We start from the raw sequence: 26,042 nt of genomic DNA, 5'->3' as shown, positions 1-26,042 counted from the left end.
TCGACGGCCTCAGGATTTCCAAAACCGGCCTCGCCGCACTCGATCTGAAGAGCCATCATTCAATCCGCGTCCGTATCGGCGTCAAGGACGACGCCAAGCGCCCTGGCGGGATCAACATTTTCGGCAAGGGCTTTGGGAATTACGATCAGGACATCCTGCTCAGGATCAAAACCGGTTGATATCATCGATCCCGGTTTGAAAAATAGTGAACCCAATTTCAGCTGCTTCCTTTCATCTAGCCAACTCGCATCCAATGGTCAGACTTGCGGCTATCTTGTCACCGGCGCTGAGAAACCGATTGGCACGACTGGTCTCACCGAGGAGTTCGAAGAGAGAATTTAAATGTATTATCTGACGACCAGCTTACCTTGATCCATTTTATACTCTCAACCTGCCTCGTCGCAGGCTTCGCCGACTGCCTACGTCATCCGCCTGGGACATCTAGCCCATCCGTTATCGCTTGACGACCATTGATCCGAAACGGCGACTGGCAGCACCATTGTGATGAGCGAGCTTAATCTGTGCCTTTCTTGGGTTTTGTCGGCGTCCGTCGGCAATGCGACCTGGACGAGGTGGGTAGCCCAGCGGCTACGATTGGATCACGTTCTCTAGGCTACTCTGGAAAGTATGTGCCGATCCAAGTCGCACTTGGCCAAGCCATATCGCCAGCGGTGGTTCGTCGTCTCGCGTCTGCTCTGGTAGAACAAAGTCAATTGCCGGCCTTCGATCATTACGGTCGAATGGCCATTCTCGCCGGGCTCACCAGGGTCGAGAACGGGGCCAACGGAAACGTAGGGACCCTTGACGTCATCGGCGATGGCGAAGAAGACGCGCTGCCGGCTGCCGCGCGGACCTTCGGGGAGGAAGCAGGTGGCGTTAAGAAGCACACGACCGTCCGGGAGCTCGACGAGCTGCGCGCCTTCGATCCCCCATTCGTAATCCGGGTGTTCGCGCGCATTGTGATGCGGCACGTCGAGATGATCGAGTATTTTGCCGAGACGTTTCCATGGCCCGAACCAGGAATCGGATTGGCTGCGCGCCAGATAGACATCAGGCTGGGGCACCCTGGTGAATTTGGGCATGCCTGAATAGACGATGTAGCGCTTGCCGTCGACGATTGCCGGATGGGGATCGTAGATGCCGTCCTCATCGGTGTCGGGCAGCGACAATATCGCCGGATTGAGCACCACCCAATGAAAGCCGTCATTGGAGACCGCGTGCTCGCAACGTCCGCCGGACTTCATGAATTCGGTCTGGATGAACATATGGAAGACGCCGCACTCATGAATGACGCCGGGCGCCGCAATGCCCGATCCGGTTACCGGCAAAACGATCGCCTCGTGCTCTGTCCAGGGTCCATAAAGATCCGGCGCTGTGGCGTGGAGGATTTTCCAGCTCTCGGTTGTGACGGTGCCGCTGGAGCCGAAGACGTGCCAGAGCGTGCCATCGAACACCGGACAAGGGTCCTTCAGATCATCCACCGCCTGCGGGTGAAACAGTGGAAAGACGTTGGTTTCAAAGTCGATCTTCATTCGCAAGCATTCCCGCGATTGTTTCGCGGACCCCTTTCATTTGGACCGTCTGCGTGACTCAGCCGAATCGATTCGCAGCCCTCATTTATAACTCCGCCCATGAACGGTTGTTGAACGATTGAACGATTTCAACCGTTCTGTGGCAATGCGCCACATTTTGGGTGAGGTCACGCACGGCGCGGGGCTTCAGCTTCTGGAGCGGCCATCATGTCAGCCGGATGCAGGGTCGTTCGGCTTGACCTTCTCTCTTGAGCCATGGCCGGAATGGAGCGGACCGCTGGCCTCGCCCGAGACAGTTTGGAACTATGGAACAACTTACTGGGATGAAAGTTATATAGATGGCTGCGAATTTCGTTCGAAGCTGCCTCGACTAACGTATGTTAATCGAGGCAATTTCTAATTGTAACGAAGGATTTCTATATGGAAATGGCGGTGGGCACCCCCCTAAAACCAAATACCACCGTGCAGTCGTCAATTTTACTTTGCTTTTCCCACCTCCGATGGAATTTTGTATTCCAAAGACCGCAACAGATTCTGACGCTCGCCTCAAAACAGCAGCAGCTAATTTATTTCGAAGAGCCGATCTTCGACGAAAGGCGCCACGCTTCGACGCGGGTGAACGATGTTTCACCTACGATCAAAATTGTGACGCCGCTGATCCCAGTTGGTACTTCCGCGACCAGGGCGAACGCGATCCAGCGCAGGTTCGTCGATCAGATCCTCGCCTCCACGCCGCATGACCGATTGACGACCTGGTATTACACGCCCATGGCGCTACGCTTCAGCCATCATCTCGCCTGTGACGTCTGCGTCTACGACTGCATGGATGAACTCTCCGCGTTCAAAGACGCTCCCGCAGAGTTGACGCAGTTGGAAAAGGCGCTGTTGCAACGTGCCGATGTCGTCTTCACGGGCGGGCAGAGCCTTTACGAGGCCAAGCGAAGCCTGCATCGTTCGATCTTTGCTTTTCCAAGCAGCATCGACGTTGCACATTTCCATCAGGCGAGAGAGCCGGGTGAGGACCCACTCGACCAGGCCAACATACCTCACCCGAGAGTGGGGTATTTCGGGGTCATTGACGAGCGGCTCGACGTCGAATTGGTAGCGGAGACGGCTGCAGCAATGCCGGACGTGCAATTCGTCATGCTCGGCCCTGTGGTCAAGATCGATCCGGCGAGGCTGCCCACGGCAAGCAACCTGCATTGGCTGGGCGGCAAGTCCTATGCCGACCTGCCACGCTACCTCCGGCATTGGAGTGCCGGCTGGATGCCTTTCAAGCTCAACGAGGCGACCCGCTACATCAGCCCGACCAAGACTCCCGAGTTCCTCGCGGCAGGACTGCCGGTGGTTTCGACAGCGATCGTCGACGTCGTGCGCACCTACGGCGCCGAAGGCCTTGTCGACATTGTCGACGCCGAGGATGTCGAAGCCAAGCTTCGATCCATCCTGGCGCGTCCTCGCGATTTCCTGGTGGAGAAAGCCGACGCCTACCTCGCCGATATGTCCTGGGAGAAGACCTGGAATGCGATGGCGGCCCACATCCAGCGCGCCCACGCGATGAAGAGCGTCGTGCCGTTGCTGAGGGGAGCGTTAGCATGTTCGACTGGCTGATCGTCGGCGCCGGCTTCGCCGGCAGCGTGCTGGCGGAACGCATCGCATCGCAGCGACAAGAAAGCGTCCTGATCGTCGACAGACGAAATCACATCGGCGGCAATGCGTATGACTGTTATGACGAGGCAGGGATCCTGATCCACCGCTATGGGCCGCACATATTCCACACCAACGCCCAATCGATCGTCGACTACCTGTCGCAGTTCACCGAATGGCGGTCTTACGAACACCGCGTGCTGTCGCTGGTCGACGGAAAGCTGCTGCCGATACCGATCAACCTAGACACCATAAATCGCCTTTACGGCCTTAAGCTGACATCCGAGCAGCTGCAGGAGTTCTTCGCTTCCCGGCGAGAGACGGTGGAAGAAGTCCGCACAGCCGAAGACGTCGTCGTGAGCACCGTGGGCAGGGAGCTCTACGAGAAATTCTTCCGCGGCTACACGAGGAAGCAGTGGGGTGTTGACCCTTCCCAGTTGAGCAAATCAGTCACAGCGCGGGTGCCAACGCGGACCGATCGGGATGATCGCTACTTTGGCGACACTTTCCAGAAAATGCCGGCAGGCGGGTATACGCGCATGTTCCAGCGCATGCTGGATAATCCCAAGATCAAGATCATGCTACAGACCGACTATCGTGAGATTAGCGACAAGATTCCGTTCCAGCGGATGATCTACACCGGGCCAATCGACGAATTTTTCGATTGGAAGCTGGGTCGCTTGCCCTACCGCTCGCTGCGCTTTGAGCACGTGACGCTTGATTGCGAGGAGTTTCAGCCGGTCGCCGTCGTCAACTATCCGCAGACGGAAAACTACACCCGCATCACCGAGTACAAGCATCTGACCGGACAGAAGAGTCCGAAGACCAGCCTGACCTACGAATACCCCTCGGACATCGGAGATCCCTATTACCCGGTGCCGCGGCCCGAAAACGAGGCGTTGTACAAGAGCTACGAAGCGTTGGCAGCGGCGTGCCCACAGGTCTGGTTCGTCGGACGTCTGGCGACATATCGCTATTACAATATGGATCAGGTCGTCGGGCAGGCTTTGGCGACGTTCGCGCGCCTTCAAAAGAGCATGCCGGTAAACGGCATCGGGCAGATGCCGAGGCAGCGCGAGGCGGCGGAGTGAACGATGCGCCGGGATTAAGCTGCATTCGCGGTGACCATTAACATTTGAGATGGCGCAAAGATCAGCCGAAGCTAATATGCCGTTGGAGGGGTCGTGCGTACGAGACGTTTCACAAAGCCGATAGTCGTTCAACCGGCCGGATCGATCGCGACAGGGTTGTTGTCTCGGTAACGGACGCGGCCGAGGTTCTGCTGAAGGATTGGCCGGAGCCGGCTTGCAAGCGTCGAGACTCGCAACAATCGAGGCGTGCCTTGCCGTCATGCGCGGTGAAAAGTCGCCAAGAGTCGCACGCGAGGCGATCATCGCTGCGGCCAAGGACCCCAGGATCTTTCTCGGTGGACAGATTTAGGCTTGCCGCGTTGCCGATGCAGTTAAAGCGCGGCGCACTATCGGCGGGGCTATACCGCGCCTGCTGGCTCGTTGTCGAAGGCCTCGAACAATCGGCGTTGGCGCTCCAACTCGTCGGCTAGCGGCTTGTGAAGAGTGCGCGAGCCGTTCGCATGAATGGTGGAGAACAAGCCTACTTCGGCGTGGCGCGAATTGTCCCAACCGGGGTAGGCCGTCACCGGGTACAGGCATATGCCCTGAATAGGTGCGCCGAGGCTCATCGCATCGCGCACTTCGTCGCAAACATAATGGAGCCAAGCCGGCCGTCCCGACCCCTCGGCGCCGGTCTCGGCAATAATCATCGGCTTCTTGTAGCGCTCGTCGACCTCGACCAGCATTTCCGAAAGCGCCCGGTATTCGTGGTGTCCCATCGGTATCGTTGGCCCATTCAAGTACCATTGGTTGTGCGGATAGAAGTTGAGGCCTATGACGTCGACAAGGTCCTCGCTGCCACCCAACTCCGGCTCAGCGCGCCCGACCAGCATGTCGTAAGCCTCGAACTGGCCCTGACGAGCATTTTCGGCGCGCCGCCGCTCGGCGCGACTGCGGTCACGAGGAGCAATATGGATGAGCGGTTCAGCCCAGATGAACCTGCAACTGGGTTCGGCCTCCCGCATTGCTCTGATCCCGGCGATCGCTGCCCTGACAAGGTGGCGTTTGAACCATCCGCGCTTATTCTGCCCGGCGCGCGGGAAATAGCCGACCTCCACCGCCCACGCAAAGAAAGAAATTTCGTTGATCGGACACACCAGGGGAGCCACTCCGGTGGCTAAGCGATGAACCCGAACAGCTTCCGCGGCGAAACGGACATAGGCCTCGACAAAGCCGGGGCCACCTTGGTCGACGTGGTCTGGCGAACCATAGTGGAAGATATCCCAGATGACCTGCACCCCGGCCGCCTGGGCTGCTTCGATCACCAACATCCAGCTCGACCAGTCAAAGACTCCCGGCGCTGTTTCGATCAAGTGCCAGCGCAAGCCGTCGCGGATCGTGCGAAGCCCAAGCTCGGCACAGTGGCGATAGTCGCCGGATGCATGGGTGTCATGTGAGGTCGCACGGATCAGATCAAGGCGCACCCCATCGGCACGTCGATGCGAGGAACACTCGAAACCAGCCATGAAAAAGCTCTCGATGCCAGAAGGATCTGCCGCGGGCCGACGAGCCGGTTCCTCGTTCATACCGGCATCCTGTCGGCCAGGGATGGCGCAAGTACTTGCGTTCGGCGACCGCCCTTTGCCAGGTTCGGTCGCCTCTTCGATTTCGATGAGGCTGCCGTCACGTCGAGGTGTTGGCCTTGCCTGGCGTTCACAGCCATGATTTCCTCGCGCACCACGGAGACGAGATCGGGCTGGTTGCGGTTGCGGCGCTCGTAAGCCAACAGCAGTTGCAAGCGCTCGCGCGCCACGGACGCGCTGCCGCGGCGCTTGAAGATATCGAGCAGGTTCATGCTGCCCTCCTTCCCAACAGCCGGTCGAGGAGGCCCCCCGAAAGGCAGAATGACCGGCAGGTCCTCGCCCTCGAGTCTTCTTGCTGCGTCGATACAGGCGCGTGCGGCGGGGTTGGTGTTTTTGCATAACCGGCGCGCCCACATTGGTGCGCGTAGTAGTACAATGCGGTTAGAGCCAAAACACGTGTGCTCGACGGGCACGCGACAGAGGAAATGGCCAAATCCGAATTCGCCCATTGCGCTGCTCACGAAGATGCAAATTTCGGATTGGCCACCCCAGCAATGCGCGACCTCACGCGGCCTGCTGCATTGCCCGTTCGTTGACGCCAGTTTCGCCGAGTTGGGTGAGCGCCTCATCGGTGGCTTTTTCTTCTTCGAGAGTCTGTTCCAGAAGTGGGACTGCGTCTCTTAGGCCGAGCAAGCCCGCCCACGTCACAAGAGTGCCGTAGCGCGCGATTTCATAATGCTCGACCGCCTGGGCTGCAGCCACGAGCCCTGCGTCCAATGCTGGAGCGTCTCCGAATTCTTCCAAAATCTCCTGCCCCTCCTCGATCATGCCATCGATCGCTGGGCACGTCTTACCCTGAGCCCTCTTGCCAAACGCGTCGAAAACCTGCTGCAGGCGCTCGATTTGACCTTCTGTCTCGTCTCGATGCTTTTCGAACGCGGCCTTCAGCTCTTCGGACTCTGCGCCCTTTGCCATTTTCTTTAAGGCGGTCAGAATCTTCCGTTCGACGTAGTAGATGTCCTTCAGACCATCGTAGAAAAGGTCTTCCAAGCCCTTGGAACTGCCCTGTGATCTTCGCGTCGTCGCCATTCTCATCTCCTGTTGAAAGCTATCGATGGATGTACGGCTCTAACGAGGCCAGTGCCTTGTTGTTCCTTCACGATGGCCCCACTGACGCCGACTCATGGTGGCGAGCGGCGTCGCTTGCGGGTCATCAAGATGCGTGGGGCATAAATACGCGGCGGCTACCACGACTTCGTCATCCAGCCGGACGTCGTTACCGTCTTTGCGCGGCTGGTAGCCGCCGAGCACCCTGAAGCCGAACACGGCTCGCCGGCCTTAAGCGGAAATTCCGTGGACACTCTGATCGGCGGCCGCCTCGATCGGGGCACAAGCTCGCTCTTGATCGGCCCTCTCAGGTGTCGGGAAGTCCACCATCGCTTGCTGCTACTCTCACGCGGCGCCCTCAAGGCCGCCTCAAGGTGCGATGGTGGATCCGCGGTTCCGCGGCTGAGCAGGTTGTTTACCTCGACCGGCAGGAGCGAAACGGCCCCGCCGTGGAGCCCCTGAAGCGGCGAGGCTTTGGAACGACATTGCTGGGAAAGGTAGTTGCCGTGCATTGCAATGCAAAGATCGAATTACACTACAACCTCGAGGGACAATCCCGAGGGCCTGCATTTCACCATGGCGTTGCCATTGCGCGAGCCAGGCTCGTGCCAGCATACTCCTGAGCGCCGGGTCGAACGCAACGTGGGAAGCATGCAGCTATGTCCCCAGCAACCAATACTTGGTAACCAAATTGGCGGTTCGGCGTTTCCTTTCAACGTGGTCCACGGTGCACTCACGGTGCGGCTTTGCAGTGTCAGGATTTCTGAATGGTCGACAGAGACAAAGCGCGCCGCGATCGGATGTTTGACTCCCTGGTTGTGGGCGGCGGGCCAGCAGGCCTCGTGGCCGCGACCTACCTTGGACGTTTTCGGCGTCGGGTAGTTGTCGTCGATGCAGGTCAAAGCCGGGCAAACTGGATTCCCTTGACGCGCAACTGCCCGGGCTTCCCGCGCGGAATCACCGGCCCTGACCTGCTTCACCGCCTCAAACTGCAGGCCACCCGGCACGGCGCAGATTGGGTGTGCGATACGGTCGTGGGCATTCGCATCGCGGAGAATGGATTTTTAGCGCAGGCTTCATCTCCCATTCATGCCCGCTCACTGCTTATTGCCACTGGTGTCGTCGACAGCCTCCCCGACGTTCCGGGCACCGCCGACATGATTAAAGCCGGAGCCTTGCGATTGTGCCCTGTCTGCGACGGCTATGAGGTCATTGACAAACGGGTGGCCGTCATCGGACCGGCCGAACACGCAATGAAAAAGGCGCTGTTCATGCGGACCTTCACTCGAGACGTAACTTTGCTGATTGCTGATGCAGCCCAGCCCAGCCCGGATGACGTTCTTAGGCTAAAAAGGGCTGGAATCGAGTTCGGCGCATGCGCCCGAGACGCAATTTCAGCTGAGGGCCGTCGGGCAGTTGTCGAACTCGTCGACGGCAGGACGCTCTCGTTTGACACCATCTACCCTGCGATGGGGTCGATCATCCGCTCGAGGCTAGCGACCGACCTTGGTGCAGAATGTGACCGAGCCGGCAATCTTGTCGTGGATTCGCACCAGCGCACCGCCGTGCCGGGACTCTATGCAGCTGGAGATGTCGTCGACGAGATCAACCAGCTTGCCGTCGCGTTCGGGCACGCAGCGGTCGCGGCAAGTGACATGCATAACTATCTTGCGAATGGCGAAGGGGAGCACTGATTGCAGGCTGAAAACACCGCGTAGTGACAGTCCTACGCGAACGGCGTGCCCGGCGCTGACGTTAAGATACCGACAATCACAAACCATTGGGCTGCTGCCATATGTGTCTCTTTCCGATCCTGCTGCCTCGCGCGAACAATTCCGGCAGACCGTTCCCCAAGCAGGAATTCGACCCGACAAGGCCGAGCTGGCTAGCCGTTCGCCGGCGTCATGGCTTTTCTGCAGTCACTGGCCGAAGGGGTGTGGCGGCAAGGCGGCCATTCCAACATTGACGACCTCGTCATGTTGGAGATGATGACGGACGAGATCGACTTGCCGCGCGGAACTCGAGCGGCGATTTCGCCGGGACGAAAATGACCATCCGTTACCTATCGATCTGCGTCGTGTAGCGCACGCAGCGCTTCGGTTCGACCACGCGTGCTTGCCGTTCCGGCTCCTCTTCGGTGTCGGTTGCACAGGGGTGCCCCCTTGCAGCCTCCAAGCGCACTCCCCGATCCGAGCGGTCTTTGCATCTCGTGCTGCGCGCTCAACCTCGATCAGTGCTCGTACAGCATCGATGTTCGGTTCTCTCTCACTTGTCTCTTTTCTCAGTAGCCAAGCCGCGCTCCCCGCCTAGTTAACCGAACCATCGTCGCAAACGGGTGTTCCACCACGACAACAAAAAGCCCGCCGGCCGGAACCGGCGGGCTAAGTGACCCAACAGCGGAACACAATTGCTAGGGGTCGGTGGAGTACGAGATTCCAACCGACGAATGCGCAGAAGGTTCCGCAACTGCTAATGTAACGTAGGAGGAGTTGGGGGAACTGGAATTCCGGTCGTAGACCTGTTCGTATCCGAGCTGCTACACCCGGCCAACGAAGCCCGTCAATGAACGATGGCGGAGCGTGCTGCCCTGCTCCGGCGCACGGCGGCAACAATCAAGACTATCAGCCTGACCGACTATTCCGGATCTCAGCCAATGACAGCGCCTCAGGCGTGTAGCTTTCGACTTTGAGTCGATGGCGGTTGTAGTGGCGATTTTCCGGCCACCAACACGCGAGCTGGAGGCTGGTGAGTGCATCAAGGCCGGCAGAGCGCTGTTGGGCCGAAAGCTGAAACTCCGCCGCCGGCTCAGTACGGCCCACCGCCGAGAGGTATTTATAGCCGCCGGTGGTCGTCTAGCGAGCGCGTGCGAGATGCACTTCCCAAACACGAACGCCCGCTCGGAAACGACGGCTGGATGCTCTGCATAGCCAACGAGATCACAATCTGCGGGCTTCGGGAGCGGGGCCAGTCTCCATGACGTCAGGGCACGCCGCCGCTTCCGGTCTGTCAGCTTGGTGCATGTGTCAACAGTTCCGAGCCGAAGCAGTGCGCCGCCCTCCCAGCCGAAGAAAGTTGGCTCGCCCGACTGGCAGAAGAAGGCCCCGATGCTTCGCGCCTTCGCGGGGCCGTCAGCCAGACCATCGTCGGTGAGCCGCCGAAGGAACATGGCATCGTTGCCGCGCTGCGCCGATCCCGGCTGCCGGAGCCGATCTCCAGGTCAAGATCTGATGCGACATCTGCTCGATACAAACCGACTCGGAGCCCCTGCTCTAAAGGACAGCCGAACGAAACGACTATAACCTTTTCATCTCCTCCCTCACAGTCGCCGAATTCGTCGCGGTGTACTTGAGAAGCTGTCGGGCAAGCGGCGTGACGAACTCGAAAAATGGTTCGCGGCGTCGGACGGTGCGCAGATGCTTTTTGCCGGTCGGGTCCTGTTGTTCGACGAGAAGGATGGTCCGGCGAGGCAAAGAGCCGGGCCCAAGGAGAGCCTGCTCAGCCTCAATCGCATCGGCCAGCGGGTCTTTGAATTCGCCGTGATCCACATTCATGCAACCACTGCCCTTGTCTTCGCGTTTAGCCGCGTTCAATCGTGGGGAGCGACAAGAATGCGGGCCTTCAGTCCAATTACAATTTGCCTCAATCGCAACCTGACGGTGGTCGCGTCCATAGCCGACGCAATGAAGGTGCTTCAGCAGCCATGGCCTAGAATGGGAAAGCCGGGGCGGCTCAAGGCGATCCGAATGGTCGAGGAATCGCTCGCCGGGCATTGCAGCCAGCAAGCTGCGTTCGAGGCCTTCAAGGCGGCCGCGGCTGAACAGGGACTCCTTAGAACAAGAGGGACCAGCGCAGGTCTGGGGAAATGTGCGCGGATAGTTGAAGACCTGATGTGAGGTCATGCCGGCCTCGCTAACACTGAAGAGCCACCCCACCTGAAGCCCGAAATACTGCCTTCTCCCGCGAGAGCCGAAACGCCTCAAAACGGGCTATTAGCCCGGACGCGAGAAGGCCCTGGCTTCGCGTCCGGGACAGCCAGGACCCACTTATCCGACGGTGAATTCTGCGCTGGCCAAGCAGTGCGCTGCACCCCATTTGCGATCGCGTTTGGGATCCACATTGAGGTTACTCTGACGGTCTGCCCCATCTTGTCAGAAGAAGACATTTCGCTTGACCTTGCGACTAAAGGAAAGCAATCAGCCTTGACAAAAATCGCGATCAGAATTGCGCGAAGAGCCGGGCTTGACGAGCAGGTGGTTCTCCGTAGTCTCTTCGACCGCGAGGATTTCGGCTCGACGGGCATCGGTCGTGGTGTCGCGATCCCTCACGCCCTACTGGGTATGATCTCTTCGCCTGTCGCGTCTTTGACACGCTTGGCCCAGCCTATCGATTTCGACGGCCCCGACGACGACCCAGTCGATCTCATTTACACTGTACTCTGGCCGCGCTCTGCTACTTCCGCCTTCCTCCCTGCCCTTTCGCAAATATGCCGGGTGCTTCGGACATCTCAAGTTCGGGAGCGACTCCGACAGGCACAGTCATCCGATGAGGCCTTGGCGATTCTCGAAACTGAGCCGCTTCCGAGAATTTCACCAAATTTGCATACTTGCCGCGTCGGGCCTGGCGCTGTGATACCTAAGCAGTTCAGCAATGCCTTAGAATCCAGAGGCGCGGCGCATACCGCAGTCAACTACGGGGGCTCGCTACCAGCCGATGAGGCGGTCTTCGCGGGGGATTGACGCATCTTCGGGTTCCTTTTCTGCGCGGTAACCCAAACAGAATGTCTGCGTCGTCATTACTCCGAGGCCGCGCCGCGCTCCGGCAACGCGCGGTCTGGTCCCCGCGGGTACTGCGATCGATCAGCCCCGCATCGTTGAGCGTAGGATGGCCTGCATGTGCTCTTTCAAGTCGAGTTCGCCTCGTGCCTCAACAGTCAACAGGTACTCGGCCTTGACCCGGCGGTCGCCTCGGCTGGTCGCAGGATAGGAACAGATGGCCAGCAAGGCTTGCTCTTCAATTCGGTCTGCCGTCTTGCGGTGGTGCCAGTTGCTGCCCGCTCGATGAACAACCCTGTGGAGCGCGGCATAGGCGGTTTCATGCCTTGCGATCAGCGCCTGCAGTTCGCGCGAGATACCTTCGCCTTCAGCAAACGTCGGTTCAATGACAGACGCAACGGCGGTGAACGCAAGAAGTGTACGGCGGGTGACTGCGGGCATGCCTCATATCCTTGCCGTCTGATGAGTGCGGGCACACCATAGCACCGGCGCAGCGTTCGGAGAGATGCTTTGCAACATGACCCTATTTTCTGCTGACAAAACGTTTCCGATCCCGCGGCTGCTCCTCCTGCAATGGCTGGCAGCTTCAGTCTCCTGAAGGTCCCAGGTGGACGCTAGTATGCCATTGAACGCCACCCACAACTCAGATGCTGTGTGAGCGCCTGCCCCCAGCCGGCACATTTGCCTGTGTCTTATTCCAGACTGTTCCCGCGTGCACAGTGCCCCTGTGCGATCGGGAATCGACGCTGGCCTTTTAAAGGCCGCTTCCAGATCTCGCCTCCCGAAGTCAGTTTCGGCGAGCGTTGAGAGCACGTGCGAGGAGCCGGGTGTCAGTTAGCTGGATCACGCACGTCTCGAACGCTTTGGTCGGGCCGCGCCAGCGCAGCTCTTCGACGTCATCGAACAGCCGAGCGTCCGTGCGAAGCGTCGCGAGATTTTTGAATAAAAGCGCGAGCTCTCTACGCTTGCCGAGGGCTTCAGGCGGAAAGCTTTCAAGAGGGCCGTAGCGGCCAAGCAGCCGGGCGGCCGAGACCAGGCCGATGCCTTCGAGACCCGGATAGCCATCGGCGGCATCACCGACGAGCGCGAGGAAATCTGGAATGAGGGCCGGCTCAACTCCGAACTTCTCGCGTACACCCGCGGCATCGCGAATTTTCTGGGTCCTGCGGTCTACCTGGACCACATGGTCACCGCGCACACACTGCGCGAGATCCTTGTCCGGCGTCCAGATGCACACCTTCTGCACGCGCCCATCGGCAGCCGCGCTGTGCGCCGCGGAGGCCAGCGCGTCGTCGGCTTCCAGCTCGATCATCGGCCAGACCGCCACTCCCATCGCCGCCAAGGCTTTCTCGAGGGGGTGAAACTGCGCGAGCAATGCCGGCTCGATGCCATCCCCGGTCTTGTAGCCCGGCCAGAGCTGATTTCTGAACGATTCTACTACATGATCGGTAGCCACCCCAATGTGTGTGGCGCCATTCTCGATCATCTCCAGCACTGTGTTCAGCACGCCGACGACGGCGCCAAACGGCTTGTCTTGGCCGTTGTTGAACCGGCGTTGGCCGTAGAAGTGGCGAAACAGTTCGTATGTGCCGTCTACTAAATGTACGATCATCGCAATCCTCGAGAAACAGCATCCGGCGCCGTCTGCAAAGCTAGACCGACAGTTGGCCTTCTCCAAACCTTCAAGTAGGTGCGCTCGGACGTGCCCGTACGCCCACCGCAAGCCATGCCTCTCACCGGCACTTAGCAACAGCTTACCTTCAAGGGCAGGCGGATATTTCTCGCCCCGCCGCCTCGCTTTTGCGCCAGGCGGCCATTTGGTTCGCGAGAGTATCTCTTCTTCCAAACGCAGCGAAAAACGAATTGGCGATGCTGTCGCGACTAGCGCCGGCCGCGCAAGAGGCAGCCTGGGCCGATATTCGCGACCAGCTTGCGATGTGGGGGAAGCCCGGACGGGTGGGTTGGCCCGAACACACTGCTCCTGACGACAGAATGGAAATGACGACGTTCAGACGCTCCGATCTGCGGCGGCAGTTCCGTCATGACGATTATATGGAATGCATGCCCCCCGTTTTGGGGTTCTCATTCCTGTGACGGCCGGCTAGGCGCACCCCGCCTCTTGAAACCTTCAAACATTTTGCAGTTGTTAGAACTCACCTCGTTGACGCACTTCGACACAAAACCCGATGTCGGTAAATCGCGCAGCTTCGGAGGTGGGCACAAGGCGCAGCCTCTAGCACCTGATCTGTGATCGGTCGGGTCCCAAGCCAATTTCCGCCTGCCGCGCTTCACGCTATTGCAAGACGTTCAAATTTCAAATTTGAGCTTCCGCACTCATGCTTTGTCGAGAGTATCTCTTAAAGTCACTTAAACCTTCTGCGCAGTAAGTTTTAGCCGTTCTGAATCGCCGTCGGCGACGATGACGATGAAATAGGAGGACGCAATGGCTCGCAGTCACGTTGAACGTCTTGGTGAGTTCAGGGAAATCCTGGTCGCGACTCGACGCGAAGGAGTCCGTAACGTGCACCATACTCGCGACGCAATGCGGGCAAGTGGCTTTCAGATCGGGGACAGCGACGGCTCCAGCTACGGAGCCGAGATGAAGGTGCTTCAAGAGGAAATTGAGGCAGTCGATCGCGCCATCGAAGACGAGAAGCGGCTGGCTTTGGCCATCGAGGGCGCGGCTCAACCCCGCCGACCGACTAAACCGAGAATCGTGAAGGGAACATAGAGTCAGGTACGGCCCTTGGCGCCGTCGCGTCGATCGCCTGCGGTATGGTGTCGGGCTCGTCGCCGCCGTGGTGCAGCACCCTGACGTCATCCATTGCCATCAAACGTCAGGAAGGGACGGCCGAAGCCGCCCTCTGCCGGCGTCGCTGACTGCTCAGCTTTCATCTTCCCCGTCGATTTCGCCGTCTCCATCGTGACGATGCTTCGCTAATCTCGTGAAGGCGTTCTTCAGGTGTCCGAGTACGGCCTGAAACGCGACATTTGGACACGAAATCACGGAGGTCAGCTTCGAGGCGCGAAGCGGGGCGTGGCGGTGGAATATTGCGGCGAGCAGTTCGATAACGATGACAGCATGGTCTCTGCAATCCTCAAAAATATGAAACGGGTGATGGCAAGCGAGTACAGCCGCGAACTGTCCCCAAAGGTCTCCAGAGCGCAGCTGCAGCAGGCTCGTCTCGGATTCAGCCAAAGGGGGACCCGTGCCCTACGGCGTCCGGCGAATGTTGCTGGATAAAGATGGGGAGCCCCGTTACGTTCTCGGCTCTGGAGAACAGAAAGGGCTCGCTGGCGAACGTGTTCTCCTTGTCCCTGGCCCGCCAAACGAAATCAGGCTTGTGAGGGGCATCTTCAACATGTTTGTTGCTGAAGGGCAGAGCATGGCTGGTATATCAGTTCGTCTGAACAAAGAGGGAGAGCCGTCCACATACGGCGATGTGTGAACGCCTGCCCGAACAGCCCGCCGCCGACGATGAAGTTGTTGGGGCTATGAAGCTTGAAGAGAAACAGTTCGCCCGGTTGGAGCGCTCGGAACTGCGACCGCCCCCCCGGGCTGCCAGAAGTTCACCTCGTCAACGTCGGCGCGACAGAAATTCGAACCAATCTAGATCGGTGACGCCGACATAGATCTTGATCCCATGGGTGCTCATGAAAACGCCTCAGCGCGGTCGCGCACGATCGCCTTCACTCGCTCCGCCGCTGTTTGAGCGGGATCAGCCCGTTCGGCAAAGGACGGCAGAGCGAGCATGCGCGCTGCTTCGCGCAGGGCAGCGGCGATCGAACCTATCGCTTCTTCGGCGCGAGTGACCGGCAACTCGATCGTGCGCGCGAGAGTTAGGAAGTCCTGCCGTGTAAGCCGGTCGTCCTTACCGTTGAGCTTCAGCGCCATACGATCGCCACCAAGCCCCGGAAAGACGCGGGTCGTCACGGCGTCGTAAAGGGATGCGAACCGGACGGTCTCGAACCGCTTGGAGCCAGGGCCTGCAATCTTGAGGAGCGCCAGGTTCTTGAGATGCATGTCCCCGTCGGCGATCAGCCACGCGAAAAACGCCCGGCGGAACAAGGTCTCGATATCGGCGGCAGGGTCGGTCGAAAGCGGCCGCAAACCGCGCGCCATGCGTTCGATTGTGCCGTCGTATTTGGCTGAGGTCGGCAGATCGAGAACCGAACAGAAGTCCTCGAGCGCTAGGAAGCGTCGATCATCGGGCCCGCGTCGCACGTCGAATCGCTCGACGACCAATGCAGGTGACATCCCATCCGGCATGTCGATGAGCGCGGCGGCCGGAACCTCGAAGCCCGCTGCGCGACCAAGTTCAAGACAAAGCCATTCGACGACCGGCAGCATTTCGAAGCCCGCGGTTCCGGCCGGCTTAAGGATGTGAGTGAATGGCAGATCGATCGCGGGTAGCAGCGCGCCGTCCGATGCCAAATTCATCGGCGCCTTAATCTTGACACCCGATAATCTCGGCATTTCCGCGCGCGCAAACAGCTGAGCCAAGTTGTGCTCGAACGTCTCCTGGATCTCGCCTCGCGACGGGCCGACGTATCGACCAGTGAAGCGCCCATCGTCGGTGAACGCGACAAGTTTGGTGTCGAGTTCGTCTCGCGGCAGGACGTTAAGCTCGGCTTGGCTCTCGACGACCGCGATATTTGACATGTAGCGCTTGCCGCTTCGCAGCGCTTCGCGTTCATCCCGCTGACGGAGCACTTGCGCGAGCCATCCTTCTGGGAGGAGCGACTCGATGAAAGCCGGCAGCTTGCCTGGTGCAGTCTGTCGAACGAGTGGCGGGCCGCTGCGCCTCACAGGCTTCCAGCGCCACTCGAATCCATCGTGGATTAGACGACCGAGAGGATCCCCATGCCATGCCACAAGGAAATCCAGGGCCGCCTTGTTAACGGGGCCCTTGGCCGCCGCCGGGCGCGCAATCAGATAACGCTCAGCGCCCTCCCCTTCGCGGTACCATCCGTTCTCGCGGGCCAACGCCCAGACCGCGTCAGCGGCCACCTGTGGCGAGCCGTGTTCTTCTATGAGTCTTGCCGCCATGTCGGCCCGCATCAGTTCGGTGATGGCGCTAGCATGCTCGCTCCGCAAGCGGAATGCTTCCAGGAAGCGTTGGCGCGGCGAGGAAACGTCAACTCGCAGCTCGCCAAGATCGTCCCCTACCACCGCAGAGGCAGTCGAAGGATGGGGAGGCGCCTCGTTTTGGATTATTTCGAGCGTCCGTAGCCGGGTTCGTTGATTACGCCGACCGCTAACGAACAGGCGGCCGTCAGGTGTGGGAGCAAGAAGTTGGGCAGAGGCCGATGATAGATAGGCAGTAGGATAGAGGTAGCGCGCGATGCGTACGGCGTGGCCTAAAACTGCTTGCTCAACGTCGTCGCCTGATCGTGCATAAACACCGCGGACGAGTGGGACGAGTTCCCCTACCACCGCTAGCGCATGCGCACGTCTCTTGTCTATTGTCTCTCCAACCAGCAGTATGGACACGGACTTTCTCGCATTTCAGATGCGCAAAAGTCCGCTAATAGGCGTCAAGAGTCAAGGACTTTCTCGAATCTGAAATGCGAGAAAGTCATGCCTGTCTACGGGCGTCGCCAGTCTGCTCGGCCGCATTCTCGATCTGCTTTTGCCGAATGCACTGGTATTACGGTCGAGCAATGGAGCCCCGTCGAATGAGGGCTCGCGCCGAGCGGAAGCGACCAGTCCAGTACGGGTCATGCCCCTGCCCTGCGCACTTTTCCGCAGATCAACGTTCGTTGTTGTCATCCTCATAGCCTTCATAGTTGTCCTGCGGCGCATAATATTCCGCTGCGTCATAGACTTGGGTCTTCTTGTAGCGCTCTCCAGGCCAACCGCAGCGAGGCGCGAAAAGCCGTTGATCTTCAAGCCGCGGGCGATGCACTCGAAACGATTGGGCAGATATTCCTGCGTCTCGGTGATCTCGCCGTCCTCGAGTTTCTGTGTCGGCGCAGTGACGGGCTCACCCACGACCAACGCTCGGGAAGCGCACGATGGACAGTTCACCCGATGGCCGGCCGGGCGGATTGCCCAACCGGCCGCCGACTGGCTGAGCGTGGTGCGCTCCTCGTTGCTCTTGGCGGCCCAGGCGTTCTTGTGAGCGTCGACATCTCCCAGGACCGCCTTAGCGCCGTCATCGGCAGCGGCGGCGATGAGTTTGGCGGCGACTTTCGCCTCGGCATCCCGGATGAAGTCAGGCAGTGACATGCCCATCGAACCAAGGAGAACCTCGCATAACCGCCAGGCGATCGATGGATTGCGGTGCAATCTCGCATTTGATGAGCCCGTCGGCGACGACGATGCCGATATCGGACGACTTCACCTTCCTGAGCTTGGCAAGCGAGCGGTCGACGATCGGGTGCGGCGACGCAGCTTGGTCATCGCCACCAACGCCGCAAATCGGTAACACCTGGTAGTCGCCTTCGAAGGGCTTCCTGCTTTTCACCGGGACGTTAGATCGCCAGCGCTGCTGTTTTTCCCCGGTGTACAAACCCCTCTTTTGAGCGGCCAGTTGACTGCCGTCCAAAATGATTATTAAGTTCGGTGACAGAACGAATTAATCGGAGCTGCTGTTGAACGACGTGCCACGCATTTCTCGTCAGTTCTCGCAGCGCTCCGTCATGGAGGCGATCGTGCAAGGTGGGCCGATCTCGCGCGCTTCAATCGCAAAGCAGACCGGCTTGTCTAAGCAGACAATCTCCGAGATCGTCAGGACACTCGAGCAGGAAGGCTGGGTGCAGGAAACGGGGCGCACGAGCGGACATGTCGGACGCACGGCTGTCACTTACGAACTCGTATTTAACGCGGCCTACATCGCGGCGGTCGACCTCGGCGGCGCCAAAGTCCGGGTCGCCCTCACCGATCTTGCCTGCCAGATATTCGCGGAGGAAACGGCGCCGACCGATCCTCGGGGCGGACAGTTCGTCGTCGACCAGATCGTGGATCTAGCGCTTCAGGCGGCCCAGAGGCACCGCATCTCGCGCACAAAGATAAGGCTGGCGGTGATTGGTGTTCCCGGTGCACCCGACAAGAAGACCGGCCGCGTCCTGCTTGCCCCGAATATTGCCGGCTTTGGCACAATGAATGTCGTTCGCGCTTTCGAGCACGCATTCGGGTTTCATGTGGTGATCGAGAACGATGTCAATCTGGCGGTGCTCGGCGAGAACTGGCAGGGGTGCGGCCGCGGTATCGACAATCTCGCCTTCATAGCGCTGGGTACCGGCATCGGCAGCGGCCTCATGGTTGGAGGCAATCTGGTGCGGGGCGCCAGCAATGCAGCCGGCGAGATGGGCTTTTTGCCGATTGGCGCCGATCCTTTCGCGCCGACATCGTTGCGCGCCGGCGCTTTCGAGCGCGTGGTCGCAACCAACGCCATGGTTGAACGCTACGCGGCGCTGACGGGCAACATCGTCAACGTGCCGACGATTTTCCACAGTGCATTGGCCGGAGACAGGCATGCCGCGACGGTGCTCGACGAAACCGCGCGCTACCTGGCGCAAGGCATTGTGGCCATAGCGGCAATTGCCAATCCGCAAAAGGTCGTCCTGGGCGGCTCGATCGGGCTGCGGCCGGAAATCCTGTTGCGCGTTAGGGACCTGCTGCCGCGCTGCTTCCCCTATCCTATCGCCGTTGAGGCCAGCGAACTCGGGTCGCGGGCAGCGCTCATCGGCGCCGCCGCCATCGGGCTCGGCCAGTTGCACAACAAACTGTTCGGCGTCGACGCGCCCGACGGACGCATTTCGCTTCCCCCAGCCAGTTCGGCCGTGCTGCGCGAGGCCACGCTATGACCGCTTCAAAGGACATCACCGCCCGCTTGCGCGCCGCCCTCGATTGCGACGCAGCGGTGGAGCTTCTGCAGGGGGCAATCGGCCGCGAAAGCATAACCGGTCACGAAGAAAACTTTGTCGCCTTCCTTGAACACCGCATGCGCATGCTTGGCTTGAGCGAAATTCGGCGTGCGGAATTCGCGCCCGGCCGGCCCAATGTCTGGGGTGAGCGCAAAGGTGCCGGCGCCGGCAAGCGGCTGCTCTTCATCGGCCACACCGATACGGTTCATGTCGAGGGCTGGCGCGAGCACTGGGCTGGCACCGCCAGGCAGGATCCGTTTGCCGCGCCAATGATCGACGGGCAGATCTGGGGCCGCGGCGCCGGCGACCTCAAGGCCGGCATCTGCTCCGCGCTGTCGGCACTCTCTCTGCTCGACACGGCCGACATCGAACTGGCCGGCGACGTTGCCTTTGCCTTCGTCGGCGACGAGGAGAGCGGCCAGCCTGGAATCGGCGTCTCCGCCGGCATCAAGGACTTCGTCGGCCGCATTGAGAGAGGCGAAGTCGTGGCGCCCGATTTCATCGTCTATGTGGAGCCTACCCGCCTTTCGGTTTATCCGGCCCAAATCGGCTTCTTCATTACCGACATCACCGTCACCGGACGATCGGCCTATTTCGGCGTACCCGAACTCGGCAAGGATGCCTTGCGTGCAAGCCACGCCGTCATGAGCGCGCTGTGGAAGCATTCGGAAGATGTTGCAACCAGAGCCGAGCACCCGCTGATTGGGCGTGGCTTCCTGCTGATCACCGGGCTTGCGGGCGGAGGCTACATCGCGGTGCCCGAACGCTGCACGTTGTCGCTGATCCGCAAGCTGTTGCCCGGCGAGTCACTGGACGAGGCCGCCGCCGAAATCGAGGCAGTGGTGCGCGGCGCCATCACCGATCCTGAAATCATATTGGCGTTCGCCTATCCGGCAGGCCGCGATCATCCGCTCGGGGGTAACGCCGCCGAGATTGCACCTGACAGGCCGGAGGTCGGCGCCCTTGCTGCCGCCATGGCCCGATCGATGGCTGGTCGCGGCGCCATCGAAGGCGCGCCATTCTGGTCAGAGTCATCATTTTTCACCAACCGGCTCGGCATCCCCGCCGTGTACTGCGCGCCAGGCGACATTCGCAACTGCCACACCTTCGACGAACACGTCGATGTCGAGGAATATCTGGCGGGCATCGTAGGCTTCGCCCGGTTCATGGCGGAGTATTGCGGCGTTACGGAATAAAGGACAACTGAGAGCGAAAATGGGAGAACTACCATGCTGATAGACAGACTTGTTGCTACAGCACTTGCAGGCAGTCTGATGCTGTTGGCCGGCGGAGCCGGCGCACAGACAGTGGGACCGAGCGGCGAGACGGCGACGCCCAGCGCCGAGGTTACTCTGTCGGACACAGATCTGGCCGCAGTGAAGGAGAAGGGCTACAAGGCCGCGCTGCTGTGGCACACCTCGTCCGACTTCACCAATGCGGTCAGCGCCGGCGCCAAGGATGAATTTGCCCGTGCTGGCATTCAGATCGTCGTGACCACCGACGCCGGCTTTGACGCGGCGCGCCAGCGCAGCGACATCGAAACCGCGCTCGCAGCCAAGCCAAACGTCATCCTGTCGCTGCCCCTCGATCCGGTCACTTCGGCCGAGGCTTTCCGTCAGGCGCTCACCGACGGCACCAAGCTGGTATTCCTTTCGAATCTGCCGAAAGGCTACAAGCACGGAACCGACTATGCCGCCATCGTCACTGACGACCTGTTCCAGATGGGCAAGCAGGCGGCCGATGCACTGGCCAAGGCGCTCGATGGCAAAGGCAAGGTCGGCTACATCTTCCACGACGCCAGTTACTATGTGACGAACCAGCGCGACCAGGCTTTCAAGACAACGATCGAGAAGGATTATCCCGGTATCAAGATCGTCGCCGAGCAGGGGATCTCCGATCCGGCGCGGGCAGAAGAGCTGGCCAGCGCCATGCTCGTGCAGCATCCCGATCTTGACGGCATCTACGTCACCTGGGCCGAACCGGCCGACGGCGTGCTGTCGGCCTTGCGGGCAAGCGGAAACACCAAGACCAAGATCGTCACGCTCGACCTCGCCGAACCGGTGGCGCTCGATATGGTCAAGGGCGGCAATGTGACCGCACTGGTGGCCGACAAGGCGTATGAGCTCGGTCGCGCCATGGCCGCTGTCGGCGTCAAGGCGCTGCTCGGCCAGGAGACGCCGGCCTTCGTCGTTGCCCCGGCGCTTACCGTGACCAAGCAGAACGTTGCGCAGGGCTGGAAGGATTCGTTGAACCGCGACGCACCGCAATCGGTGCTCGACGCGGCCAAGTGACAGGCGAATGCCGGCGGCCAATGAGGGCCGCCGACACCATAAAAACAAGGGGAACTGACATGCGCACAGCAATTGGAATGTTGTCGGCACTGGTAGCGCTCGTCGCCGCCAACGCCTTCGCAGCCGACGGCACCACCACGGGACCGAACGGGGAAAAGCCGACGCCGGCAAAGAGCGTCGTGCTCACACCAGCTGAGGAGCAGCAGATCAAGGACGGCAAATACACCGCCGCGCTGGTCTGGCATGAGATGAGCGAATACACCAACGCGGTGAACAGCGGCGCCCAGGACGAGTTGAAGCGGCTCGGCATCACGGTGGTCGCTCAGACCGACGCCGGCTTTGATGCAGCCCGGCAGAAATCCGACGTCGAGACAGTACTCGCCAAAAAGCCCTCGATTATACTGTCCCTACCGGTCGATCCCGCAAGTGCGGCCACCGTCTATGATCCTGCGCGCCAGGCCGGCGTGAAATTGGGATTCGTCGACAATTCGCCAGCAGGCTACGTTCACGACAAGGACTATGTGACCATCGTTTCGGACGACCTTTTCCAGATGGGCAATAAGGCCGGGATCGCAATGGCCGACGCGCTCGGCAAGCAGGGCAAGGTCGGCTACATCTTTCACGATGCCGATTTCTACGTCACCAACCAGCGCGATGGAGCATTCAAGCACACAATCGAGCAGGACTATCCGGACATGAAGATCGTAGCCGAGGCCGGAATGGCCGACCCCGCGCGCAGCGAGGAAATCGCGCAGGCGATGATCACACAGCACCCAGACCTCGATGGTATCTACGTCACCTGGGCTGAGCCGGCGCTTAGCGTGCTGTCCACATTGCGGGCGGCCGGCAACAGCCACACCAAGATCGTCACGCTCGACCTGAACGAACCGGCGGCACTGGACATGGTGAAAGGCGGCAACGTTGCGGCACTCATCGCAGACGAAGCCTATGACATCGGCGTGACGCTGGCACGCGCCACGGCCGCCTCGTTGATCGGCAAGAAGGCCGCGCCGTTCATGGTGGTCGATTCCCTCGCCGTCACCAAGGACACTGTCAAGGACGGGTGGAAGCGGTCCCTCAACAAGGACGTGCCCGCGACCATCGCGGCCGCCATGAAGTAGCGGCAGACAATGGCGCCCCGCCGGAGGAAGTGAGAATGTCGAGTATCAACACCAGCCCCGGCCGGGCAGCGAGCTTGGTCAGCCGCTTCAACCTGCAGCAATATGTCGTCTATCTCGGATTTCTGGCGATCTTTCTGTTCTTCGCGATCGTACTGAAGGACAGCGGTTTTCTGACGGTTCGCAACCTGTCGAACATCGTGCTGCAGACGGCACCCGTGACGATCATGGCGATCGGCCTTGTCTTTGTCATGTCGGCGGGCGAGATTGATCTTTCGATAGGTTCGATCGTTGCCGTGGCAGCTCTTGCTGCCGCGGTGGCGATAAACGCCTGCGGCTTGGTGGCCGGGGTGCTGGCTGGCCTCGGCGCCGGCCTGCTGATCGGCCTGCTCAACGGCGCCCTCGTGGCTTACGTCAAGTTGCCTTCATTCCTGGTAACGCTGGCGACGCTCGGGCTGTTTGCCGGCGTATCTCGCTCGATGACCGATTTGCGGTCGATCCCGGTCACCAACGACGCCTTCACCGGCTTCTTCGGCTCGGGTTCTTTGCTGGGTGTTCCGTCCTTGATCTGGTGGACGGTCATTGTCGTTGCGATCGCGCATCTCGTCTTTCGCGAGACGCGCTTCGGCGCCCATGTGCTGGCCACCGGCGACAACAGCCGTGCCGCCAGTGTTTCCGGCATCAGCGTGGCGCAGATAAGGCTGGCCGTTCTGACCATAAGCGGCGGGCTCGCCGGCCTTGCCGGGCTGCTCTATGCCGGCCGGCTGCAGGCCGCGAAATATACGCTCGGCGAAACCGACCTTATGACGGTGATAGCGGCCGTCATTGTCGGCGGAACCCTGCTCAACGGCGGCAAGGGATCGATTGTCGGCGCGCTGGTCGGCTCGCTGATGATGGGCATGCTGAACAACGGCCTCATCCTGATGGGCCTGTCCGTCTCCGATCAGATGATCGTGCGCGGATTGATCATTCTTGCGGCCGTCGCCGTATCGCTGCGCGAAAAGTCGCGTTGAAGGAGTTTTGTCATGTTCCTCGCTGTTCTGCGGCGCCGCAATCCGAGCTTTATAGAAAGCGCCATGCGCCTGCACCAGGAAGGAAAGCTGCCGGCTAATTCGTATGTGCTCGACCTCGATGCCGTCGAAAGCAACGCCCGGGTCCTGAAGCGCGAGGCCGACCGGTTTGGACTGAAGATTTTCGCCATGACCAAGCAGGTCGGCCGCGCCAGTTCGTTCTGCCATGCGCTCAAGCGCGGCGGCATCGATCAGGCCGTTGCCGTCGACATGGCCTGCGCGCGGGCAACGCACAGAGCCGGCCTGAGGCTCGGTCATCTTGGCCACCTGCAGCAGATCGCAAGGCACGAGGCCAATGCGGCGGCCAAAACGTTCAGGCCGGACTATTGGACCGTCTTCAACGACACCAAGGCTGAAGAAGCCGCTGCCAGCGCAAGGCTCGCCGGGTACACGCAAAACCTGCTTGCCCGCATCCGCGCCGATGGTGACGTTTTCTACCGCGGCCACGAAGGTGGTTTTGAGGCGGCCGATATCGCCGCGGTCGCCGAAAAACTGGATGGTCTCGACGGCGCACGATTCGCTGGCATCACCACCTTCCCGGCGCTGCTGTTCGACCAGACCACGCGAAAGGTCCTGCCGACACACAATCTGGCGACACTGGGCGGAGCTGCCGAAGCGCTCGCCAAGTCCGGCCGCAGCAACATAGAGGTGAACGCGCCCGGCACGACGTCGAGTGTCCTGCTTGGCGCGCTGGCCGAAGCCGGCGCCACGCAATGTGAACCGGGCAATGGCTTGGCCGGCACCACCGCGCTGCACGTCATGGAGGATCTGCCGGAGCTCCCTGCCGTTCTGTATTTGACCGAGGTGTCGCATTTGTCTGGCGGCAAAGCCTACTGCCTTGGTGGCGGCTTCTATATCGATCCGATCTTTCCGGACTATGAGGTGAAGGCAATCGTGTCCGCAGATCCCACCACGGCCGCCGCCGCGCTCAGAAGCGTCGAGGTGCCGCCGCCTGCGGCAATCGACTATTACGCAATGATTGACGCTAGCGGCGCCAATGCTCCACGCCCCGGCGACACGGCGGTGTTCGGCTTTCGCGGCCAGGCGTTCGTGACCCGCGCCTACGTGGTCGGCATCTCCGGTGTCTCAAAGGGGGCCCCCCAAGTCGAAACGATCGAAAACGGTTTTGGCGAAACCGCTGCCTGGCCCGTCTAGGAGCAAGCGATGAACGCGACCATGACCGGCACGGCCCCTGTTTTGCAGCTGCGCGACATCCGCAAGAATTTCGGCGGCCTGACCGCCATCGAAAATTTCTCGCTCGAGCTCTATCCCGGCGAAATAGTGGCGTTGGTCGGCGATAACGGTGCCGGCAAGTCGACGCTGGTCAAGATCGTGACGGGGGTGCATGCTCCGACATCCGGGACGATCATCATCGAGGGGCAGGCGGTGGCAATGTCAAGCGCCACCATGGCGCGCGCCCACGGCATTGAGGTGGTCTATCAGGACCTGGCGCTCGCCGATCAGCAGACCGTCTACATGAACATGTTTCTTGGCCGCGAGCCGGTGAACCGCTTCGGCCTGCTCGACCGACGCCGGATGATTGACGACACCGAAAAGCTGGTGAAGGATCTCGACGTTCGCATCCCATCGGCTCACGCCACCATCCGCGATCTCTCGGGCGGCCAGCGCCAGGGCGTGGCGATCGCGCGCGCCACGCACTGGGCAAGCAAGCTGATCCTGCTCGACGAGCCAACCGCCGCGCTCGGCGTTGCCGAAACCGCCAAGGTCGAGACGATCGTTCTGTCGCTGAAGCAGCGCAATATTGGCGTGCTGATCATCAGCCACAGTCTCGACCAGGTGTTCAGGCTCTCAGATCGGATCTGTGTTCTGCGACGTGGCAAACAGATCGGCGTGCGCAAGACCAGCGAGACCGACAAGAACGAGATCGTCGCCATGATCACCGGGCTTCAGCACTAGCCTGGTCGATAGAGGCGCGCCGTTCCAGATACTGCGTTACCCGAGCAGTGAGTGGCATCACTT

Annotated in this window: 24 protein-coding genes and 2 pseudogenes; 16 read left to right on the top strand and 10 right to left on the bottom strand. The window is 60.4% G+C overall.

Annotation, left to right across the window (positions count from 1 at the left end; translation table 11 throughout):
• Positions 1–179 (top strand): annotated as a pseudogene (locus tag NKJ09_RS17660) (transcriptional regulator); the annotation flags it as partial.
• A gap of 429 nt (positions 180–608) precedes the next feature.
• Here the strand turns inward: NKJ09_RS17660 and NKJ09_RS17655 are convergent.
• Entirely contained in the window at positions 609–1,532 is a 924-nt protein-coding gene (locus NKJ09_RS17655; RefSeq protein ID WP_023717098.1) for a glycoside hydrolase family protein, read from the bottom strand.
• 420 nt (positions 1,533–1,952) lie between these two features.
• Between NKJ09_RS17655 and NKJ09_RS17650 the strand changes: the two genes are divergently transcribed.
• The 3 genes from NKJ09_RS17650 (at position 1,953) to NKJ09_RS17640 (ending at position 4,619) form a co-directional block, all read left to right on the top strand.
• Entirely contained in the window at positions 1,953–3,143 is a 1,191-nt protein-coding gene (locus NKJ09_RS17650) for a glycosyltransferase family protein (protein ID WP_352494314.1), read from the top strand.
• Entirely contained in the window at positions 3,128–4,270 is a 1,143-nt protein-coding gene (glf, locus tag NKJ09_RS17645; protein WP_352494315.1) for a UDP-galactopyranose mutase, read from the top strand. The genes NKJ09_RS17650 and glf overlap by 16 nt, the downstream gene beginning before the upstream one ends.
• 259 nt (positions 4,271–4,529) lie before the next feature.
• Positions 4,530–4,619, top strand: coding sequence for a hypothetical protein (locus NKJ09_RS17640; RefSeq protein WP_352494395.1), 90 nt, complete (start codon positions 4,530–4,532; stop codon positions 4,617–4,619).
• 49 nt (positions 4,620–4,668) lie between these two features.
• Here NKJ09_RS17640 and NKJ09_RS17635 read toward each other — a convergent pair whose 3' ends face one another.
• The 3 genes from NKJ09_RS17635 to NKJ09_RS17625 all read right to left on the bottom strand — a co-directional run bounded on the left by NKJ09_RS17635 (position 4,669) and on the right by NKJ09_RS17625 (position 6,921).
• Positions 4,669–5,835, bottom strand: coding sequence for a beta-glucosidase (locus NKJ09_RS17635; protein ID WP_023717094.1), 1,167 nt, complete (start codon positions 5,833–5,835; stop codon positions 4,669–4,671).
• Entirely contained in the window at positions 5,832–6,104 is a 273-nt protein-coding gene (locus NKJ09_RS17630; RefSeq protein ID WP_352494316.1) for a cell division topological specificity factor MinE, read from the bottom strand. The genes NKJ09_RS17635 and NKJ09_RS17630 overlap by 4 nt, the downstream gene beginning before the upstream one ends.
• A 292-nt stretch (positions 6,105–6,396) precedes the next feature.
• Positions 6,397–6,921: a YciE/YciF ferroxidase family protein gene (locus NKJ09_RS17625; protein WP_352494317.1), complete on the bottom strand. Its 525-nt coding sequence runs from the start codon at positions 6,919–6,921 to the stop codon at positions 6,397–6,399.
• A 785-nt stretch (positions 6,922–7,706) separates the two neighbouring features.
• On the opposite strand from NKJ09_RS17625, the gene NKJ09_RS17620 reads away from it, so the two are divergent.
• The 4 genes and pseudogenes from NKJ09_RS17620 to NKJ09_RS17600 all read left to right on the top strand — a co-directional run bounded on the left by NKJ09_RS17620 (position 7,707) and on the right by NKJ09_RS17600 (position 11,675).
• Positions 7,707–8,633: an NAD(P)/FAD-dependent oxidoreductase gene (locus NKJ09_RS17620; RefSeq protein ID WP_023717091.1), complete on the top strand. Its 927-nt coding sequence runs from the start codon at positions 7,707–7,709 to the stop codon at positions 8,631–8,633.
• A 1,597-nt stretch (positions 8,634–10,230) separates the two neighbouring features.
• Positions 10,231–10,397: pseudogene (locus NKJ09_RS17610) on the top strand (VapC toxin family PIN domain ribonuclease); the annotation flags it as partial.
• A 150-nt stretch (positions 10,398–10,547) separates the two neighbouring features.
• Positions 10,548–10,832, top strand: a complete 285-nt coding sequence (locus NKJ09_RS17605; RefSeq protein ID WP_352515865.1) for a DUF982 domain-containing protein — start codon at positions 10,548–10,550, stop codon at positions 10,830–10,832.
• 183 nt (positions 10,833–11,015) lie between these two features.
• The gene (locus NKJ09_RS17600) at positions 11,016–11,675 is read left to right on the top strand and encodes a PTS sugar transporter subunit IIA (RefSeq protein WP_352494318.1); all 660 of its coding nucleotides are present in this window, start codon (positions 11,016–11,018) and stop codon (positions 11,673–11,675) included.
• Positions 11,676–11,795: 120 nt separating this feature from the next.
• Here NKJ09_RS17600 and NKJ09_RS17595 read toward each other — a convergent pair whose 3' ends face one another.
• Positions 11,796–12,152: a hypothetical protein gene (locus tag NKJ09_RS17595; protein WP_352515864.1), complete on the bottom strand. Its 357-nt coding sequence runs from the start codon at positions 12,150–12,152 to the stop codon at positions 11,796–11,798.
• Positions 12,153–12,498: 346 nt separating this feature from the next.
• Positions 12,499–13,323: a 5'-3' exonuclease gene (locus tag NKJ09_RS17590; protein WP_352494320.1), complete on the bottom strand. Its 825-nt coding sequence runs from the start codon at positions 13,321–13,323 to the stop codon at positions 12,499–12,501.
• Positions 13,324–14,154: 831 nt separating this feature from the next.
• On the opposite strand from NKJ09_RS17590, the gene NKJ09_RS17585 reads away from it, so the two are divergent.
• Positions 14,155–14,442, top strand: a complete 288-nt coding sequence (locus tag NKJ09_RS17585; protein ID WP_352483875.1) for a hypothetical protein — start codon at positions 14,155–14,157, stop codon at positions 14,440–14,442.
• Positions 14,443–14,595: 153 nt separating this feature from the next.
• Here the strand turns inward: NKJ09_RS17585 and NKJ09_RS17580 are convergent, their stop codons facing one another.
• The 4 genes from NKJ09_RS17580 to NKJ09_RS17565 form a co-directional block, all read right to left on the bottom strand.
• Entirely contained in the window at positions 14,596–14,910 is a 315-nt protein-coding gene (locus NKJ09_RS17580; protein WP_352494321.1) for a hypothetical protein, read from the bottom strand.
• A 453-nt stretch (positions 14,911–15,363) separates the two neighbouring features.
• Complete coding sequence (locus NKJ09_RS17575) at positions 15,364–16,809, bottom strand: HipA domain-containing protein (RefSeq protein WP_352494322.1); 1,446 nt, start codon at positions 16,807–16,809, stop codon at positions 15,364–15,366.
• Positions 16,810–17,256: 447 nt separating this feature from the next.
• Positions 17,257–17,943, bottom strand: coding sequence for a hypothetical protein (locus NKJ09_RS17570; protein WP_352494323.1), 687 nt, complete (start codon positions 17,941–17,943; stop codon positions 17,257–17,259).
• Positions 17,930–18,226: a hypothetical protein gene (locus tag NKJ09_RS17565; RefSeq protein ID WP_352494324.1), complete on the bottom strand. Its 297-nt coding sequence runs from the start codon at positions 18,224–18,226 to the stop codon at positions 17,930–17,932. Before NKJ09_RS17565 ends, NKJ09_RS17570 begins: the two co-directional genes overlap by 14 nt.
• Positions 18,227–18,317: 91 nt before the next feature.
• Between NKJ09_RS17565 and NKJ09_RS17560 the strand changes: the two genes are divergently transcribed.
• Genes NKJ09_RS17560 through NKJ09_RS17530 form a run of 7 tightly spaced genes read left to right on the top strand, consistent with a single transcriptional unit; the run spans position 18,318 to position 25,979 of the window.
• Entirely contained in the window at positions 18,318–19,523 is a 1,206-nt protein-coding gene (locus NKJ09_RS17560; protein ID WP_245278510.1) for an ROK family transcriptional regulator, read from the top strand.
• On the top strand, positions 19,520–20,779 hold the full coding sequence (locus NKJ09_RS17555; protein WP_352494325.1) for a M20 family metallopeptidase: 1,260 nt from the start codon (positions 19,520–19,522) through the stop codon (positions 20,777–20,779). Before NKJ09_RS17560 ends, NKJ09_RS17555 begins: the two co-directional genes overlap by 4 nt.
• Before the next feature lie 33 nt (positions 20,780–20,812).
• Entirely contained in the window at positions 20,813–21,874 is a 1,062-nt protein-coding gene (locus NKJ09_RS17550; RefSeq protein ID WP_023717076.1) for a substrate-binding domain-containing protein, read from the top strand.
• 59 nt (positions 21,875–21,933) lie between these two features.
• On the top strand, positions 21,934–22,995 hold the full coding sequence (locus NKJ09_RS17545; RefSeq protein ID WP_031193416.1) for a substrate-binding domain-containing protein: 1,062 nt from the start codon (positions 21,934–21,936) through the stop codon (positions 22,993–22,995).
• 35 nt (positions 22,996–23,030) lie between these two features.
• Complete coding sequence (locus NKJ09_RS17540) at positions 23,031–24,005, top strand: ABC transporter permease (protein WP_023717074.1); 975 nt, start codon at positions 23,031–23,033, stop codon at positions 24,003–24,005.
• A 12-nt stretch (positions 24,006–24,017) separates the two neighbouring features.
• Complete coding sequence (locus NKJ09_RS17535; RefSeq protein WP_352494326.1) at positions 24,018–25,217, top strand: alanine racemase; 1,200 nt, start codon at positions 24,018–24,020, stop codon at positions 25,215–25,217.
• 9 nt (positions 25,218–25,226) lie between these two features.
• Positions 25,227–25,979: an ATP-binding cassette domain-containing protein gene (locus NKJ09_RS17530; RefSeq protein WP_036244138.1), complete on the top strand. Its 753-nt coding sequence runs from the start codon at positions 25,227–25,229 to the stop codon at positions 25,977–25,979.
• Positions 25,980–26,042: the final 63 nt, after the last annotated feature.

The sequence above is a fragment of the Mesorhizobium sp. M0189 genome (assembly GCF_040322135.1).
Classification (GTDB): domain Bacteria; phylum Pseudomonadota; class Alphaproteobacteria; order Rhizobiales; family Rhizobiaceae; genus Mesorhizobium.
This window is presented reverse-complemented; position numbering and strand designations above follow the sequence as displayed.

Bases quoted from the DNA above. Each gene is read 5' to 3' on its own strand.
- NKJ09_RS17640 (WP_352494395.1), top strand. From the start codon at position 4,530: ATGCGCGGTGAAAAGTCGCCAAGAGTCGCACGCGAGGCGATCATCGCT.
- glf (WP_352494315.1), top strand. From the start codon at position 3,128: ATGTTCGACTGGCTGATCGTCGGCGCCGGCTTCGCCGGCAGCGTGCTG.
- NKJ09_RS17590 (WP_352494320.1), bottom strand. From the start codon at position 13,323: ATGATCGTACATTTAGTAGACGGCACATACGAACTGTTTCGCCACTTC.
- NKJ09_RS17535 (WP_352494326.1), top strand. From the start codon at position 24,018: ATGTTCCTCGCTGTTCTGCGGCGCCGCAATCCGAGCTTTATAGAAAGC.
- NKJ09_RS17550 (WP_023717076.1), top strand. From the start codon at position 20,813: ATGCTGATAGACAGACTTGTTGCTACAGCACTTGCAGGCAGTCTGATG.
- NKJ09_RS17605 (WP_352515865.1), top strand. From the start codon at position 10,548: ATGCGGGCCTTCAGTCCAATTACAATTTGCCTCAATCGCAACCTGACG.
- NKJ09_RS17555 (WP_352494325.1), top strand. From the start codon at position 19,520: ATGACCGCTTCAAAGGACATCACCGCCCGCTTGCGCGCCGCCCTCGAT.
- NKJ09_RS17545 (WP_031193416.1), top strand. From the start codon at position 21,934: ATGCGCACAGCAATTGGAATGTTGTCGGCACTGGTAGCGCTCGTCGCC.
- NKJ09_RS17530 (WP_036244138.1), top strand. From the start codon at position 25,227: ATGAACGCGACCATGACCGGCACGGCCCCTGTTTTGCAGCTGCGCGAC.
- NKJ09_RS17595 (WP_352515864.1), bottom strand. From the start codon at position 12,152: ATGCCCGCAGTCACCCGCCGTACACTTCTTGCGTTCACCGCCGTTGCG.
- NKJ09_RS17650 (WP_352494314.1), top strand. From the start codon at position 1,953: ATGGAAATGGCGGTGGGCACCCCCCTAAAACCAAATACCACCGTGCAG.
- NKJ09_RS17630 (WP_352494316.1), bottom strand. From the start codon at position 6,104: ATGAACCTGCTCGATATCTTCAAGCGCCGCGGCAGCGCGTCCGTGGCG.
- NKJ09_RS17635 (WP_023717094.1), bottom strand. From the start codon at position 5,835: ATGAACGAGGAACCGGCTCGTCGGCCCGCGGCAGATCCTTCTGGCATC.
- NKJ09_RS17570 (WP_352494323.1), bottom strand. From the start codon at position 17,943: ATGTCACTGCCTGACTTCATCCGGGATGCCGAGGCGAAAGTCGCCGCC.
- NKJ09_RS17620 (WP_023717091.1), top strand. From the start codon at position 7,707: ATGGTCGACAGAGACAAAGCGCGCCGCGATCGGATGTTTGACTCCCTG.
- NKJ09_RS17655 (WP_023717098.1), bottom strand. From the start codon at position 1,532: ATGAAGATCGACTTTGAAACCAACGTCTTTCCACTGTTTCACCCGCAG.
- NKJ09_RS17625 (WP_352494317.1), bottom strand. From the start codon at position 6,921: ATGGCGACGACGCGAAGATCACAGGGCAGTTCCAAGGGCTTGGAAGAC.
- NKJ09_RS17540 (WP_023717074.1), top strand. From the start codon at position 23,031: ATGTCGAGTATCAACACCAGCCCCGGCCGGGCAGCGAGCTTGGTCAGC.
- NKJ09_RS17585 (WP_352483875.1), top strand. From the start codon at position 14,155: ATGGCTCGCAGTCACGTTGAACGTCTTGGTGAGTTCAGGGAAATCCTG.